Origin of the sequence: Micromonospora sp. URMC 106 (assembly GCF_051386395.1) — a bacterium.
In the GTDB taxonomy this organism is placed as follows: Bacteria; Actinomycetota; Actinomycetes; order Mycobacteriales; family Micromonosporaceae; genus Micromonospora.
Genome location: NZ_JBPQTP010000009.1, coordinates 87170 through 101497 on the forward strand (window position 1 = coordinate 87170; position 14328 = coordinate 101497).

Annotated in this window: 14 protein-coding genes and 2 pseudogenes; 5 read left to right on the plus strand and 11 right to left on the minus strand. The window is 68.9% G+C overall.

The annotated features are described in order from the left end of the window. Window positions 1-22 precede the first annotated feature (22 nt). The 8 genes and pseudogenes from ACSNOB_RS05055 to ACSNOB_RS05090 all read right to left on the minus strand — a co-directional run bounded on the left by ACSNOB_RS05055 (window position 23) and on the right by ACSNOB_RS05090 (window position 6451). Window positions 23-783 (minus strand): annotated as a pseudogene (locus tag ACSNOB_RS05055) (transposase family protein). A gap of 142 nt (window positions 784-925) precedes the next feature. Beyond that, on the minus strand, window positions 926-1729 hold the full coding sequence (locus ACSNOB_RS05060; RefSeq protein WP_436685384.1) for a hypothetical protein: 804 nt from the start codon (window positions 1727-1729) through the stop codon (window positions 926-928). Between the two features lie 633 nt (window positions 1730-2362). Further along, window positions 2363-2620 carry a hypothetical protein gene (locus ACSNOB_RS05065; protein WP_254341126.1) on the minus strand — a complete coding sequence of 86 codons (258 nt, stop codon included), beginning with the start codon at window positions 2618-2620 and terminating at the stop codon, window positions 2363-2365. A 292-nt stretch (window positions 2621-2912) separates the two neighbouring features. After that, a complete protein-coding gene (locus ACSNOB_RS05070) occupies window positions 2913-3119 on the minus strand; it encodes a hypothetical protein (protein WP_436685386.1) in 207 nt (68 codons plus the stop codon). A 227-nt stretch (window positions 3120-3346) separates the two neighbouring features. Continuing rightward, the gene (locus ACSNOB_RS05075; protein WP_436685411.1) at window positions 3347-4054 is read right to left on the minus strand and encodes a class I SAM-dependent methyltransferase; all 708 of its coding nucleotides are present in this window, start codon (window positions 4052-4054) and stop codon (window positions 3347-3349) included. Between the two features lie 2 nt (window positions 4055-4056). Further along, on the minus strand, window positions 4057-5283 hold the full coding sequence (locus ACSNOB_RS05080) for a GTP-binding protein (protein WP_436685387.1): 1227 nt from the start codon (window positions 5281-5283) through the stop codon (window positions 4057-4059). Then, the gene (rpmF, locus tag ACSNOB_RS05085) at window positions 5280-5459 is read right to left on the minus strand and encodes a 50S ribosomal protein L32 (protein ID WP_436685389.1); all 180 of its coding nucleotides are present in this window, start codon (window positions 5457-5459) and stop codon (window positions 5280-5282) included. Before rpmF ends, ACSNOB_RS05080 begins: the two co-directional genes overlap by 4 nt. Window positions 5460-5782: 323 nt before the next feature. Next, window positions 5783-6451: a response regulator gene (locus tag ACSNOB_RS05090; RefSeq protein ID WP_436685412.1), complete on the minus strand. Its 669-nt coding sequence runs from the start codon at window positions 6449-6451 to the stop codon at window positions 5783-5785. Between ACSNOB_RS05090 and ACSNOB_RS05095 the strand changes: the two genes are divergently transcribed. Next, window positions 6450-7421 (plus strand): ABC transporter permease subunit, encoded by a 972-nt coding sequence (locus ACSNOB_RS05095; RefSeq protein ID WP_436685391.1) that lies wholly within the window; start codon window positions 6450-6452, stop codon window positions 7419-7421. The genes ACSNOB_RS05090 and ACSNOB_RS05095 overlap by 2 nt on opposite strands. A 201-nt stretch (window positions 7422-7622) precedes the next feature. Here the strand turns inward: ACSNOB_RS05095 and ACSNOB_RS05100 are convergent, their stop codons facing one another. Next, the gene (locus ACSNOB_RS05100) at window positions 7623-8030 is read right to left on the minus strand and encodes a RidA family protein (protein WP_436685392.1); all 408 of its coding nucleotides are present in this window, start codon (window positions 8028-8030) and stop codon (window positions 7623-7625) included. A 69-nt stretch (window positions 8031-8099) separates the two neighbouring features. Here ACSNOB_RS05100 and ACSNOB_RS05105 point away from each other — a divergent pair, with 69 nt between their 5' ends. After that, window positions 8100-8756 carry a TetR/AcrR family transcriptional regulator gene (locus tag ACSNOB_RS05105; protein ID WP_436685393.1) on the plus strand — a complete coding sequence of 219 codons (657 nt, stop codon included), beginning with the start codon at window positions 8100-8102 and terminating at the stop codon, window positions 8754-8756. Between the two features lie 349 nt (window positions 8757-9105). On the opposite strand, the gene ACSNOB_RS05110 is transcribed toward ACSNOB_RS05105, so the two are convergent. Continuing rightward, window positions 9106-9480 carry a hypothetical protein gene (locus ACSNOB_RS05110; RefSeq protein WP_436685395.1) on the minus strand — a complete coding sequence of 125 codons (375 nt, stop codon included), beginning with the start codon at window positions 9478-9480 and terminating at the stop codon, window positions 9106-9108. Between the two features lie 368 nt (window positions 9481-9848). Then, entirely contained in the window at window positions 9849-10799 is a 951-nt protein-coding gene (locus ACSNOB_RS05115; protein WP_436685396.1) for a hypothetical protein, read from the minus strand. A gap of 738 nt (window positions 10800-11537) precedes the next feature. On the opposite strand from ACSNOB_RS05115, the gene ACSNOB_RS05120 reads away from it, so the two are divergent. From ACSNOB_RS05120 to ACSNOB_RS05130, 3 genes and pseudogenes are all read left to right on the plus strand, one after another. Then, window positions 11538-12230, plus strand: a complete 693-nt coding sequence (locus tag ACSNOB_RS05120) for a hypothetical protein (RefSeq protein WP_436685397.1) — start codon at window positions 11538-11540, stop codon at window positions 12228-12230. Window positions 12231-12797: 567 nt separating this feature from the next. Next, window positions 12798-13117, plus strand: a pseudogene (locus ACSNOB_RS05125) (PrgI family protein); the annotation flags it as partial. 811 nt (window positions 13118-13928) lie between these two features. After that, window positions 13929-14141 carry a helix-hairpin-helix domain-containing protein gene (locus tag ACSNOB_RS05130; protein WP_436685399.1) on the plus strand — a complete coding sequence of 71 codons (213 nt, stop codon included), beginning with the start codon at window positions 13929-13931 and terminating at the stop codon, window positions 14139-14141. The last annotated feature ends 187 nt before the right edge of the window (window positions 14142-14328 follow it).

Below are 14328 nucleotides of genomic sequence, written 5' to 3' on the forward strand. Positions count from 1 at the left end.
CCGCTCAGCTTCTTGGTTCTGGCTAGCGCTCGACTGCGACGTGGTGCAGGACGAGGATGGCCTGCACGATCGCCGTGGCGCGGCGCGGGCAGCAGCGCAGCTTGGCCAGGATCTTCCAGGTCTTGAGCGTGGCGATGGCGCGTTCGCCACGAGCACGGATCCTCGCGTGCGCTCGGTTGACCGCCTTCTGCCGGCGCGAAAGCTTCGGCCGGAAGCGGCGCCGCTTGAACGGCGTGCGCACGTTGCCTCGAGCGCCCTGGTATCCCTTGTCGGCGAAGGTCATCACGTCCGCGCTGGTCAGCGCGTCGATGATGCCGTGGATGCGGGCGGCGGTGAGGTCGTGGGTTGAGCCCGGCAGTGCTGGTGAGGCCCACACGAGCCGGCCTGCGGCGATGACCTGCACGTTCACGCCATGCCTCTTGTGCTTGCCGGAGTAGTACGGCTTCTGCTCTGCCACGCGGTCGATCGGAATCAGCGTGCCGTCCAGGATCGCGTACGCCAGTTGCCGGACGCGCCGCATCACCGTGGCCAGATCCTCGGCGACCGCTGCGAGCAGCATGATCGCTTCCTGCACGTAGCGCCAGGCAGTGGCGACACCGACGGCGAATCCGGCGGCGAGCCGGGTGTAGGGGTCACCGTTGCGCAGGTGGGCCAGGGCGAGCAGTGCCTGTCGGCCCGGACCGAGACGCCGCCACCGGGATCGATGCTCGTTACAGTGCTGGCGGATAAGGTCAGGTTCAGAGTTCGGCTGGACAGCGAGATCGTGGAGGGGTAAGACAGCACAGGCGAGGCTCCCGGTCGGGGCGTCGGATCTTGGTCGACTGCTGTCTTACCTGGAGCCTCCCTCTCATGGATCCCGGGGCTCGCCGCACCCGCCCTGAGCTGCAAGATCATCTTGGAAAAAGGCTCAGTAGTCTTTACGGCGCTAGCTCTCTAGCGCCTTGAGCAGGGCGAGTACGTCGCCAGCCGGTTCGATGTTTCTTGGCTTTAGTGGGCTGGTTTGTCCGTCGACCTGATGCCAGGTCGTGCGCGCGGTGCCCAGTTCGGGTCCGAGGGCGTTCATCTGGATGGCGAACTCGACCAGTCGGCCCCGGTCGTCCGTGGCCGCGGTGAACGGAACGGCATGGACCTTGCGGCCGTACTTCCGGCAGAGGGCCTCATCGGCGTGTGGGGTGGCCATCAGGTCGAGCTCACCGGCGAAGCCACTCTTCCCTCTGGCCTTGCCTGCGCCGTCACGGCGTGCAACCACTACCGCATTGACGAGCCGGCTGACGTTGCCAGGGTCTTCCGGCGCGAAGTCAAGGCGGCTGCCCACCGGCACCTGAGACCTGGACAGCGTGTAGCTCGTCCCGAAGCTGATCCCCGGGACGTTGTGCATGTTGAAGTAGACGTCGTCCCCGAACACCGTGATGAGGATCGTCCGGTCAGTCTTGCGGAATTTGAAGTGCACCGACCCGCTGCGCTCCTGTGCATGGGTTACTGCCCCGCCGGTGGTTTCCGTATCCTCGGTGGCGACGCGAACGGTCTGCTCGGTGACCCACCCGGCGGCGGAGGTCAGTTCCGCTTTCCCCTCGGCCTGCCGTCCCGCCGCGTTCGCATTGGTGGGACTGCAGGTGGGCAGCGGGCCGCCACTGTCGTCCTTCGAGGTAGCCGGCCCGCAGCCGGTGACACCGAGTCCCACGCCAATGGCCACGGCGAGCATGGTGGCGGCAAAACGTCGTGTCTGCATAGCCGAGTCACCTCATGACAGCGGAAAAGGGCCTCGCGGTCGGGAGGCAGGCAGAGCATAAAGGGCCGGCAGCGCAGCACCGATGCCACCTCGCTTCCGATCGTTGGCAACTTCTTCCGCACAGCGCGCTCCTCTCGCCACATTTGTACGCGAATGGCGCCGCTGTGCGTAGGCACCGACGCGAACCCGGTACGCCTCATGGTGTCGGCCGCCAGGGCGAACGGGGTTTGAGGTGCCGGTGCTACACGGCAGCCGGGCCGGGTTCACGGTCGCTGCCGGATTCGCAGCATGACCACGCTTGCCGTCGTACCGGCTCGACACGACCTACTGCGAGGCCCGCCTCGACACGCGGGGTGTGTGCCGGGCCATCGTCGTGGCCACCGGAGTCCGCGCCGACGGTGGCGGGAAGTCCTCGGCTTCGCCGTACCGCCCCCGACAACGACTACCTCACCCACCCCGATGGCAAAAATCACCCACGCCGCAACGACACTCACCAACCCATGACTGCAAACCCCAACCCCCGACACTGAACGGACGAGCAGAGACTCAGGGCTCTCCACCCCGCAGGACGTGACCCGCTAGGACTACCGTGCAGGCGGCACCTGTCTCCTCCTACTGTCCGAGATTCGCGGTTCAGGCCGTGCGGCGCATGGCCGCGTACAGGTGGTGGCCGTCGCCGACGCTGGTCACGTTGACCAGCTCCCAGCCGTAGTTGGACAGGTGCTCGACCGCCTCCATGAGCGGCCGGAACCCGCTGCGTCCCCAGGAGTGCTTGGCGGTGACCACGAGGTGCCGGTGCGGGTACGCCCGCAGGTCGACCTGACCGCCGAGGATGGCGTCCGCGCTGACGACGCGCTCCTGGGCGAGCTGCTGCGGTGAGACGAGAGACATGCCCGGGAGGGTAGGGCACTCAGTCGAGCCCGTGCCGCCGCAGGCTCGTGACCAGGGAGCGCCAGGCGTCCGGAGTGAAGTGGCCAGCGCCAGGTTGCGACGCCTGGCCGCAGTGGCGGCGGCCCAGCCCGCGCCGCAGAGACCGGCGGGGACAGTGGAGTACCTGGAGTCGGCGGAGTTTCGGCGCCAGCTCGGCCGCGTCAGACTCACCGGCCCGCGTCCGCTGCGCGCGCACGTTATCGTCGGCGACGAACGCCACCACCACACCCGAGTTCTTCGGTTTGCCGTCCCCCTACTTCTCGTTGGCCGCGAGCACGAGCCGGTCCCCGGCGTCCACGACCTCACCCGGTGCGGGCCGGACGGGGCCGTAGTTCAACACCGGGTTGAGGGTGTCCGGCTCACCCGCGGTGGCCACCACCAGCGTGCCGGCGCCGCTCGTCCCGCCAGACGACGCAGTCGCCGACGAGCAACCGGCCGCGTCGGTGTGCCCCTTGGACACAGCACCACCTTCTCGGCAGCCGACGCCGCCGCGGGCACCAGCGCCGCCCGGCGACCACCACCGCCTCGGCGACCAAGGCCGCAAAACCGCGAGCCCTCATCGTCGCATTCAGGCGAGGCAGTCCGGCCTGTCGGGTGCTTACGGCAAGGTGCGGTGGCGTAGCGCGCGGCAGCGGTGGCCGCCGCAGTAGGCGATGGTCACGCGGACACCCCGCAGTGACGCAATGCTCATCGGCGGACCACCATCAGGGCATGACCGGCGCGCTGGTGGGGCATCGTCGTGTCGGTAAACCCGGCACACCGGGCCGCCTCGCGGTGCCAGTCCGCCGGTGCCACGAACTCCGCCGCGTACAGGCCATTGAGCGCTGTCGTCCGCTCGCGTAGCAGCGGTGCCATCACCAATTCCTCGGCCAGGGCGGCCCACCATGCGGTCCAGCGATCGGTCCCGCTGCTCCGCCGTGGTGCGGGGGCGTCCGGCATGGCATCGGCTACCAGAAGCACCCCACCCGGGACGAGCAGATGCCGGACCTCGGCGTACCAGTCACGGACCCGCCCCTCAGGCAGATAGTGCAGGGTCATCAGGGCCAGCACCACGTCGTACGGACCGCCGGCCGGTGTGAGCCAGCCGGGTGAGCCGATGTCGGCCCGGACCGTTCGCACCTGCGGTAGGGCGGTGTCGGTCAGGGCCAGCAGGGCCGGGTCGATGTCCAGCACGGTGACGCGCGCGTCGGGCCACCGCCGCAGGACCGCCTCGGCGGTGGTGCCCGGCCCACCACCGACGTCGAGCACCCGCCCTGGCGGGCGCCCGTGGACCTGTTCAGCGGCGGTGAGACCGGCAGCGAGGAGTTCTTCGCGGCCGGGCTGGTAGTGGCGCATCATCGTCTCCCAGTCGCGACGCCACCGCGCGACGTCTTCGAGGTTGAGGACGCTTGGCATCGTCACGCCGGGACCGGCTCGGCATGGTCGTGCAGGTCGCCGAGGTCCCAGTCGGGGAACGGGTCGGGCAGCGCCCGCCAGGCGCCCTCCCCGGCGGCGATCTCCACGTCGGTGAGCAGGCAGGCCGTGAGGGCCGCCCGCAGGCCGTCGCTGTCGAGGTGCACGCCGATGAAGACGATCTCCTGCTGTCGGTCACCGAAGACCGGATGCCAGCGGGACTCCACCTCGGCCCGCTCGTCGGGGTCCTCTGGCCACTCCCCCGACACTACGGTTGACACCCCGACCGGGTCGCACCGTCCCGACGGGCCGGCCTGTGACCACAGCGCCTGGACGTCCGGGCGGCTGGCCAGCCACAGGAAGCCCTTCGATCGTACGACCCCGTAGCCGTCCAGGCCGGCGGTGAGCAGGTCCCACAGTCGCTGGGGGTGCAACGGCCGGTGGTCGCGGAACACGATGCTGGAGATGCCATACTCCTCCGTCTCCGGCACGTGCCCGCCGTTGAGCTCCTGCACCCAGCCCGGCGCGGTCTCCGCCCGCTTGAGGTCGAAGCGGCCGGTGTGCAGGATCTCCACCGGATCGACCCGGCCGTGCACGGCCCGGACCTGTCGGGCGGCCGGGTTGAGGCGGGTCAGCAGCGCCTCTACCACCGCCAGGGCGTCCGCGCCGATCAGGTCGGTCTTGTTGACCACCAGCACATCGGCGAACTCGATCTGGTCGACCAGCAGATCGGCCACGCTCCGGTCGTCGCTCTCGTACGCGGCCAACCCGTGCGCCTCGAGGCTCTCGCCCGCCTCGATCATCGCCAGCAGGCCCGCCGCGTCGACCACCGTGACGGTGGTGTCCAACCGGGCCAGGTCGTCGAGCACCTGCCCGTCCTCGATGCCGAAGGCGAACGTCGCGGCGACCGGCATCGGCTCGGAGATGCCGCTGGACTCGATCAGCAGATAGTCGAAGCGGCCCTGCCGGGCCAGCCGGGTCACCTCGTCGAGCAGGTCGTCGCGCAGCGTGCAGCAGATGCAGCCGTTGGTCAGCTCGACCAGCCGCTCATCCGTGCGCGACAACGCCCCGCCGTCGCGGAGCAGCGCGGCGTCGATGTTGACCTCGCTCATGTCGTTGACGATCACCGCCACCCGCAGCCCGTCCCGATTGGCCAGCACATGGTTGAGCAGACTCATCTTGCCCGCGCCGAGGAACCCGGACAGCACGGTCACCGGCAACCGACCCGTCACAGCTGGTCCACCACCTGACGGCCCTTGTACAGACCGCAGTGGGCGCAGGCGCGGTGCGGAAGCACCATCTCCTTGCGCGGACACGGGCACGGCGTCAGCTGCGGCACGCTCGCCTTCCACTGCGCCCGCCGGTGCCGGGTGTTCGACCGCGACATCTTCCGCTTCGGTACGGCCACGAGATCTCCTTCGTCGAGGGGTCGAGGCCACAGCTTAACGGCATTGGTTTTCGTTTTCTAACGATCCCTCGCCATCCACCGACCCCCGTGCAGGATGAGGACTCGGATTCCTCGCCCGAGTCGTCAAGGGCGGGAAGGTCCAGCGGCTGGCATCGACCCAGTCGGGCACCGCTTCTTGCATCGCTCGCTGCTGGCAGACAGAGCCGACCACGAGCAAGGGGCCCCGGCACGCGGGTAGACCCACCGGAGAACCGGGGGCTCGGCCGAACTCGTGGTCACTCCCGGCGTTGGCGGACTGATGCTGCTACTTGCCGGGCTACCCTTCACGTTGTTTCGACGATCCGGTTCTCCCAGGCCCATGCGGCGATCTCGACGCGGTTGCGCAGGCTGAGCTTCGTCTGGATCGTCGACACGTGACTCTTGACGGTACTCAGGGAGATGAACAGTTCGGCCCCGATCTCCAGGTTGGTCCGGCCGCGCGCGATCTCCCGAACCACCTCGATCTCCCGAACCGACAACGACGGCAGCGACTTGCCGGACTCCGGCGCCGATGCGGTCAGGTGGCGCAGTAGCCTCACGGTGACCGACGGGGAGACCAGCGCATCACCGTTGTGGGCCGCGCGTACCGCCTCGACGAGCAGGGCTGGGCCAGCGTCCTTGAGGATGAAGCCGACCGCACCGCCGCGCAGCGCCCCGTACACGTACTCGTCGAGGTCGAACGTGGTGACCACGATGACCCGCATCGGGTGGCGTACGCCCGGCCCGGCCAGCGCCCGGGTCACCTCGATGCCGTCGAGCCGGGGCATCCGGATGTCCACCAGGCAGACGTCCGGACGCAGTTGGCGGGCCAGCGCGATCGCGTCGACACCGTCCGACGCCTCGGCGATGACGCTGATGTCCGGCTGGTCTTCGAGGATGAGCCGCAGGCCCCCACGGATCATCGCCTGGTCGTCGGCAAGCAGTACGCGGATCGTCTGCGGTGGTGCCGCGATGATCCGGATGAGCCTGCGGCAGTTCCGTATCCAGGCGCTCGTCGGAGCGATCCTGTTGGTCCTGGCCGCGATCTACCTGGTTCGCCTCGGCGGGGACATCCGCGCCGTGCGCGAGACATCCCAGCTTCCGAGCCGGTACGGGCAGACGATGCTGTTCCTCGCCGCCGGTTTCGGTCTGGTACCCGCGCTCATCGGTGCGTTCTGGGGCGCGCCCCTCGTCGCCCGGGAACTGGAGACCGGCACCCATCGGCTGGCGTGGAACCAAAGCGTGACCCGCCGCCGGTGGCTCGCGGTCAAGCTGACGGTGCTCGGACTTGCCAGCATGGCCGTCGCCGGTACCCTCAGCGCGCTGTCGACCTGGGCGGCGGGCCCGGTCGACCAGGTGGCCGGCGACCGGTTCAGCGCGATCCTGTTCGGCGCACGCGGTATCGCGCCCATCGGGTACGCCGCCTTCGGCTTCGTCTTCGGCGCCGTCACCGGGCTGTTGGTACGCCGCACCCTACCAGCGATGGCGATCGTGTTCCTGGCCGTGATCGCGGTGCAGCTCGCCGTACCGAACCTGCTGCGACCGCACTACATGCCCGCCAAACGCGTCACCGTAGCGATGAGCGCCGACGCCATCAACCAAGCCCGGACGCTGGGCAGCATCACCGGCGGGCCCATCATCGGCGGAATAGAGATACCAGACGCCTGGGTCACAGACACCAGCAAGCTCCTGACACCCGACGGTCGGCAACTCTCCGACGCCGCCTTCAACCAGTGCCTCGACAACGCCCCGAAGACCGGTGCCGCCGGCACATTCGGTGACACCGCCGTATGCCTCGGCAAACTCAACCTCCACGTCGACGTCGCCTACCAGCCCAACCAACGCTTCTGGCCGTTCCAATGGATCGAACTGACGCTGTATCTCGGCCTCAGCGCACTGCTCGCGGCCGTCGGCCTGTGGCGCATCCTGCGCCGTGCCAGCTAGGTCGTGGTCAAGAACTCGGCGACTCACGGGCGACCGGCTACAGGTGGCGGGCCGAAGCGGACGCGGGCCTGCGCGACCGTCCGAGTACCGCTCACCGCCTGCCCGGTAAACCCCCGTCCGCAGTCGATGCGGTGATCTGCCAGCTGCGTCGCCGCTTCCGGCATTGGGGACGATGCATGCTTGCCGGGTGAGGGCAGGTGGTCAGTCGATGACGGCGGTGGCCTCCACCTCGACCAGCAGGTCGGGCTCACCCAGCGCGGCGACTCCCAGCAAAGTGATCGGCTTGACCGGGTCAACCCCCAGCTTCGCGGCCGCCCTGGCCACGCCCTCACCCAGCAACGGCATCTTGTCAGGGGACCAGTCGACGACGTAGACGGTCAGCTTCGCCACATCGTCGAACGAGCCGCCGATGCCAGCCAGGGCGGTGGCGATGTTGAGGTACGCCTGCTCGACCTGGGCGGCCAGATCCCCCTCGCCGACCGGGTTCCCCTCAGCGTCACGAGCCACCTGCCCCGCCAGGAACACCAGCCTCGATCCGGTAGCAATCGACAACTGCCGGTACACCTCGGGTTTCGGCAGCCCGTCCGGGTTGACCAGTTCCACGGCCACGAAGCACTCCTCACAGCGAAGACATAAGATCGACGCGCTAAACATAGCATTGCTATGTATTGTGGCGCCATGGTCAGAACAAAAGACCCCGCGGTCCGCACCCGCCTGATCGAGCGGGCCGCGCAGATGCTGCGAGCCCGGGAGCCAGTCACCCTGCGCTCGATCGTCGCGGGTACCGGCGTGTCGACGATGGCTGTCTACACCTACTTCGGCGGGATGAACGGCTTGTGGCAGGCGATGCGTCAGGAGGGGTTCACCCGCTTGGCCGCCAAGCTCGAGACGGTCCCGCTCTCAGCAGACCCGGTACGAGACCTTGCCGCCCTAGGTGCCGCATACCTGTCCAACGCCCTGGTCAACCCCGACCTCTACCGGGTCATGTTCGACGCCGGCTTCGACCTGGAAGACCCCGCAGCCGCAGACGAAACGCTGAACTGCCTGGTACGCACCATCGAGCGGGCCAAGGACATCGGACGGTTCCGTCACGACGTCGACGCCCTGGCCCTGGCCACCCAGAGCTGGGCCATCGGCCACGGACTGGTGTCCCTGGTGGCCACCGGTCCCCTACCGCACCAAGCACTCGACCACGGCGCACCCATGCTCACCGCCCTGTTCGTCAGTTGCGGCGACGACCCGGACACCTGCCGCCGGTCAGTCGAGCTCGGATGGCATCCCGACCCACACCACGAACCGGCCCGGGCCTGCCAGCCACCCCCCGCCAACACCTGACCCGCTCTTCGCCATCACCATGCGTCTTTCAACGTCTCCGGCACGCGTACACGAAGAGCGATATCGGTCCACCAGACCGGCGCGCTCGCTTGGCGGCAGAAGAGGACATCTGATTTTGCGGTGTTCACGGGACCTGACGGCGCTGCCTTGATGAGATCCCTGGCAGTCCAGAATGCTTTCGCAAGATCCGCTGAGTCTGCGGCGGCGGGGCGGCTTCTGCCGCTACGGCATTCGGAAGGTTGGCGGGGCTCCTGTGAACCACCGGCGGCGGGCGATGCCGGGCACGTCCTGGCGGTGGAGCTGCTTCCGTGACCCGGTGAGCCGGAAGCAGGGCGTCTCTACGCTGTGGCTACCACGGCCAATACGCGGCCAGATGCGTCGAATCCTCCCCCGGCGACACCAAAAACACCTGCTCGCCGCTGTCATCGAACACCAGCAGCGGCCCGGCCCGCGACGCCAGCGCCACCACTGCGGCCAACACCGCACTGCCGGACGGCTTTCGGAACCCGATGTCGGTCACAGCCTGGCCCAGCTCCACTGGCTCATCACCGTCGGCACCATCGACGCCCAGGCTGACCTCGCCCAGGTCCAGGCCACCCATCGCCGCGCATGAGGCCGGATCCGGACAGCCCGGAAGAACGCGGGTCAGGTCATGCCCGGCAACCTGGAACCACGGCACGCCGTGACAGCCGGCCTCCCTGAACGCGGACAGGACCTGCGCCACCGTCGGCAACCCACGGAGCGACGGTGGCTCCTCGGGCAGACCAAGGGACGACTCAACCCCGGCTGCCCACCCAAGCCGACCGTCCGCGACCGCGGCATGCAGGGACGTCACCAGCAAGTGCCAGCTCACAACACGCATCGTGCCATCCAACGGCCGGAGGCCCGAGACGCGGACAGTCCCCTCCCGGACGGCTCCCGACCCGGCTGACTCTCGGGGGAATCCTCCGGATGCGCCATGCGCCCAATCTCCTTGCCCCTTGGAGGACGAAACCCCAGGCCAGGTCGGCCAGGACAAAAGGCTGGATCTGACTCGCACGCGGCAGTGCCATGGTGTACGTGCGAGCAGTGCACCACGCAGCGCCCCGGCGGTCAGCTCTGCTGGTAGTTCACCGCGGCGAACCCGCACGGCTGGTGCAGGTGCAGATAGTAGGCACCCTCGCCGTAGTCGTTCAGGTCCGCGCCGCCGATCAGACCCACGTAGTCCATCGGTTGTCCGCAGCCAGGGCAGTCGGCGTGCTCGGCGTCCTGGATCCAGTCGGGCCGGCCGCCCAGCGTCGAGCCGCCCCGATCCCAGGCGCTGGCCTGATAAGGGCTCTGCCGGGCCTCACCGAGGACCGGCACCAGCGCCGGCGGATCCTCCGCCTCGGCGGAACCGAGGTAGCTCGGGCGGGTGTTGCCGGTCCACCAGACGGTGTCACCTGCCGGCGTGACCTGGCTGTACAGCGTCGTGTAGCAGGCGCAGAAATGACATGTCTCGATCACCAGCCGGCCGGACCAGCCCGTGTGCATCAGCGCGGCGCCGACGGCGGAGTCCGTGGTGTCGAGGTCCGCGGCGGTCCACAGCGGCGACGCGCACCATGGACACGTGGAACCGTCCGCGCGTCGCGATGTCTCACGCATGACCCATCGGTACGCGGTACTGCCGCACAGGTCTCGCCGGCGGCCGTCCGGGCCGACCGTCCAGCCGCCCTCCCGCGCGTAGGTCAGCGCGCCGACGTACAACTTGTCCGCGCCGGCTGGCGGATGTGTCGACCAGCGACGCATGGCGCCCTCGGCCATCGGGTGGGCGGTGTGCGCCAGGATGATCAGCAGCTGGTTGAGCCGGTCCGGCGTCCGGCCGCCGTCGATGCGCTCGATGACCCGGCGGACCACGTCGGCGTCCGCCGCGCGGTACAACTTCCCCGGCCACAACACGTCCCGCTCGAGCAGGGAGTCGAGGTACGGCGTCAGCCTTCCCGGATCGGTATCCGCGATGATGGACAGCTCCTCGATCGCGTCGTCGTCCCCGACGGACACCTTGCCGATCAACTCCTCGATCACGAGGCGATGCTAGCCACATCGACCAACGGGGCACGCCCCGGACCGGGCAGAGAAGCGTCACGCCGTACACGGGCATACGCGTCGCCAGCTCCGCGGCCGGCCACCGACCTTCGACCCCATCGTCCACCGGCAGCGTCACGCCATGGAATGCGGCATCAACCAGCTCAAACGCCACCGAGCTGGGGCACCAGATCCGACAAGCTCGCCGTGCGCTACCAGGCCACCCTCCACGTCGTCGCGATCAACGAGTGGCTCTGCCCCGAACTATCGAAAGGCGGTCAGGGCCAGCGACGACCGATGCGCCTCGCCAGTCGGCTTCGCGCCCTGCTGCCCCGGTCGCGCAACGGGCGCCAACGAGTCCAACCGCCTCGCTCACCACGGCGGACCGGCGATGTTGTCGTCGCTGGCCCTCCGACGACCACACCGCCGTCGCCGTCCCGCATCCCACCCGGTGCTGGCCCCGCCTCCACCTGGTGTTACGAATGCGGGGTCGTTCCCACCACCGACCGGCGGGCATCGATCAGCGTGCGGCCGCGCTGTCGGGATGCGGACACGTAGGGACCGAATGCCAGCCGTCCGATCGCCTGAGACCAATCTCGGATCGGCGATACGATCGTGTTGCGAGCCGAGGGAGTTTGCGCGATGAGTCAGCCGGACAACCGCAGCCGGTGGCAGCGGCGTATGCGACCACCTAGGGGACAGCAACAAGTGCGGCGCGCGTCCCCTCTGCCCCCCTTCATGCAGCCGGTCTACAACAGCAGCGCCTTCATCGGAGCACCGTCACCATCGTCGATACCCGAGCGCCTGCCAGGGCGGGTTCAGTGCGTGCTGGCTCGCAATGACCCAGCCCGTCTGCTTCTCGACCTGGCGTCGGTGCGGCATGAAATGCGTGCGCTGGCCACCGTGCTCGGGCGAGGCACGACATACCACGTCAGCCGACAACTGGACGCCGCCCGCGAGCAGGCACACGACCTCGCCCACCGGATCGACAGGGCGCGTCGGCAGGTGTACACCGGGCGATGCGGTCGTTTGCGCAGGCACGAGCAGTACCGCGGTTACATCAGCGTCCGGGATCGGGAGCTGCTGGGCGACGGCGGGCTGCGCACGGCCAGTCGTGTGCTCGACGACCTCGCCGATGCGATGAAGCGGCTGCACGGCCGGGAGCCGTGGTATGTGCGGGTACGCGACAGTAGCCTAGCCAGTACCCAAGACCGCATCACCGCGATCACCGGCGAGCTTGCTGGCGCCCTTGACGAGATCGCTGTGGACGTGACCGCCGCGAACCTGTCTCATTGTCGCGACCTGAGCCCAGCCGTCCTGCAGAACGCCATGTGGTCTCTCCGAACAATCTGGCCGCCCGCCCTCGCCGGCGTTGTGCGTGCGCAATCCCGCCCGCTTTGCCGCGACGTTTTTCAAATCGCCGCCGAATGAAGTCCCTGGGCCGCGGCCAAGGCCGACGGAGGCCGCACCGTGCTCGACTCACCGCTCGAGGCGAAAGTGGCCGTTTACCCCCGACGGTGCTGTTGTGAATTAGGGCCGGGCGGGCAAGTTTGTTGAGTCATGGCTGCGAGCCGTGCCCGGCGAGGCTCACCGTCGCCACGCAGGCCAATTCCCCTGGCTACGCTTGGGCGCTGGCGGGCTGCCACGCCTCCACCCGCCCGGTGTGTACGAGCGGGAAGACGCACCCGTACCGCCCACTCCCGTGCAGGGGGTAGCGCAACGTACGCCAGTCCTGCTCCTGTTCGGGCGCTGTTCCACTATCGCCGTTTGTGCGCGACGCACCGATGGCGTCCACCAACGCCCGCGCGGCGACCAGCTCATCAACCGCGAGGCGATCCAACGGCGGTGACACACCACGATCCGTCCACTCCTGACGCACCGTGACCCGACGCCTCCCATCGACCTCACCCAAGAACCACAGCCCCGTGCACGTGCGCATGGTGATCAACACGGTGAGGCGCTGACCGTTCAGAGAATGGAAGGGGTAAATGGTCATCAATGAGTTCGGAGAAACCCTTGACTGACGGGCCCTGCAGGGCACGGGTTCCCGCCGACGTCGATGCCCCCGACAAGGTCTCTACGGGCTGACGTTTCGGCAGCTGGCCATCCTTGCCGTCGCCGCTGTCGCTGTCGCTGTCTACGGTGCCTGACGGGTGCTGCACGTGGTGCCAGTGCCGGTGATCGTCGGCGCTGCCGTCATCTTCGCCGGGATCGTCTTCGGTATTACGGCCGGCCGCCGCGACGGGCTGTCCCTGGACATGTGGCTGCTCGCCGCCGCGCGCCACTCACGGAGCCCTCGCGCGCTGTCAACCACCGACGCCAGGCCACCCTGTTATAGCGGAAGGCCCGGCGACGCCACCGCTGCCGTGGTCGCCGAGCAGGCCGGATTGGGCTACTCCACCACATCGAAGCTGCGGGCGTGGGAGGGCTCCGGGCAGGCCGAGCGGTTGCGTACCGGCGACGGTGCCACGCTGTGGCGGCTCACCGACGCCGGTCGCGCTGCCACCGCCACCACGGGCACCTCGCTTCCGGCAGCGGCGGCTGACGCGTCCGGGCCGGCCGTCGCCCCTGTGGTCGTCAAGGAGCGAAGCCGGGCCGGTGACGCGTACCGGCCGCCGCCGAAGCGTTCATCCCGCGATCGGTCAGCGGTGGCGCATCCCCGCAGCCGCGCCCCCCTGCGGCCACACCGGCCGCGGTCGAGCCGGGCACTGCCGTTGACGCCGGCACTTCGGTTGACGCGGTGTCCGAGACGTCGCCGGCTGGTTCCGGCGCCGACAACGCGTCGCGCAGCGCGGGCCGCCCAGCCACGGGTCGCTGCGCGGGGCGCAGAGCTCGGCCTCCGCCTGCTCGTAGCCTGAACCACCCGCGCGAGAACGCCGCCAGAAAACTGACGGCCGGGATCATTAGATACTGCCACCGCGACGCCTGGCCTCCGCGGCGCCCTGAACCTGGACGTCCCTGCCGTACAGGTCGAGCTTGGACCTGTCGGTCCGGCTCACGAGCTGCATGAGAGAGCGGCGCGCAGATCCGGTGCACGCTCATGCCGCCGGTCGGGGCACCATGCTCGTGACGAGGCGTGGTGATGTCGGGTTCGCGGATCGGTGGACCCGACTGAACTATCGTGATGGCGTGAGTACTCGCGATGTGCCCGCGCAGATCGGTGACCTGCCGCCGATCGGGCGACCAGCTAACGGCGCCTTGCTCGAAGCCGGCATAACGACGCTTGCGCAAGTGGCCGCCCACAGCCGCAGCGACCTACTGTCCCTGCACGGGGTCGGGCCGAAGGCGGTCAGCATCCTGGCCACCGCGCTGGCCGAGCATGGCCTAACCTTTGCCGATTGACGGCAATGGGCCAAATGCCAGCCGGGCACTGAAGCCTCCGTGCTGCCTCTCAACACCAAGCTCTCCGACGCCGCCCCGGTTCCGCGGCTCGATGATTACCTCGGTGGCACCGACACCCCTCCACCTCAGAGAGGGTTGTGATACCTCGGCGTGGGGGGGGGGGGGGGGGGGGGGGGGGGGGGGGGGG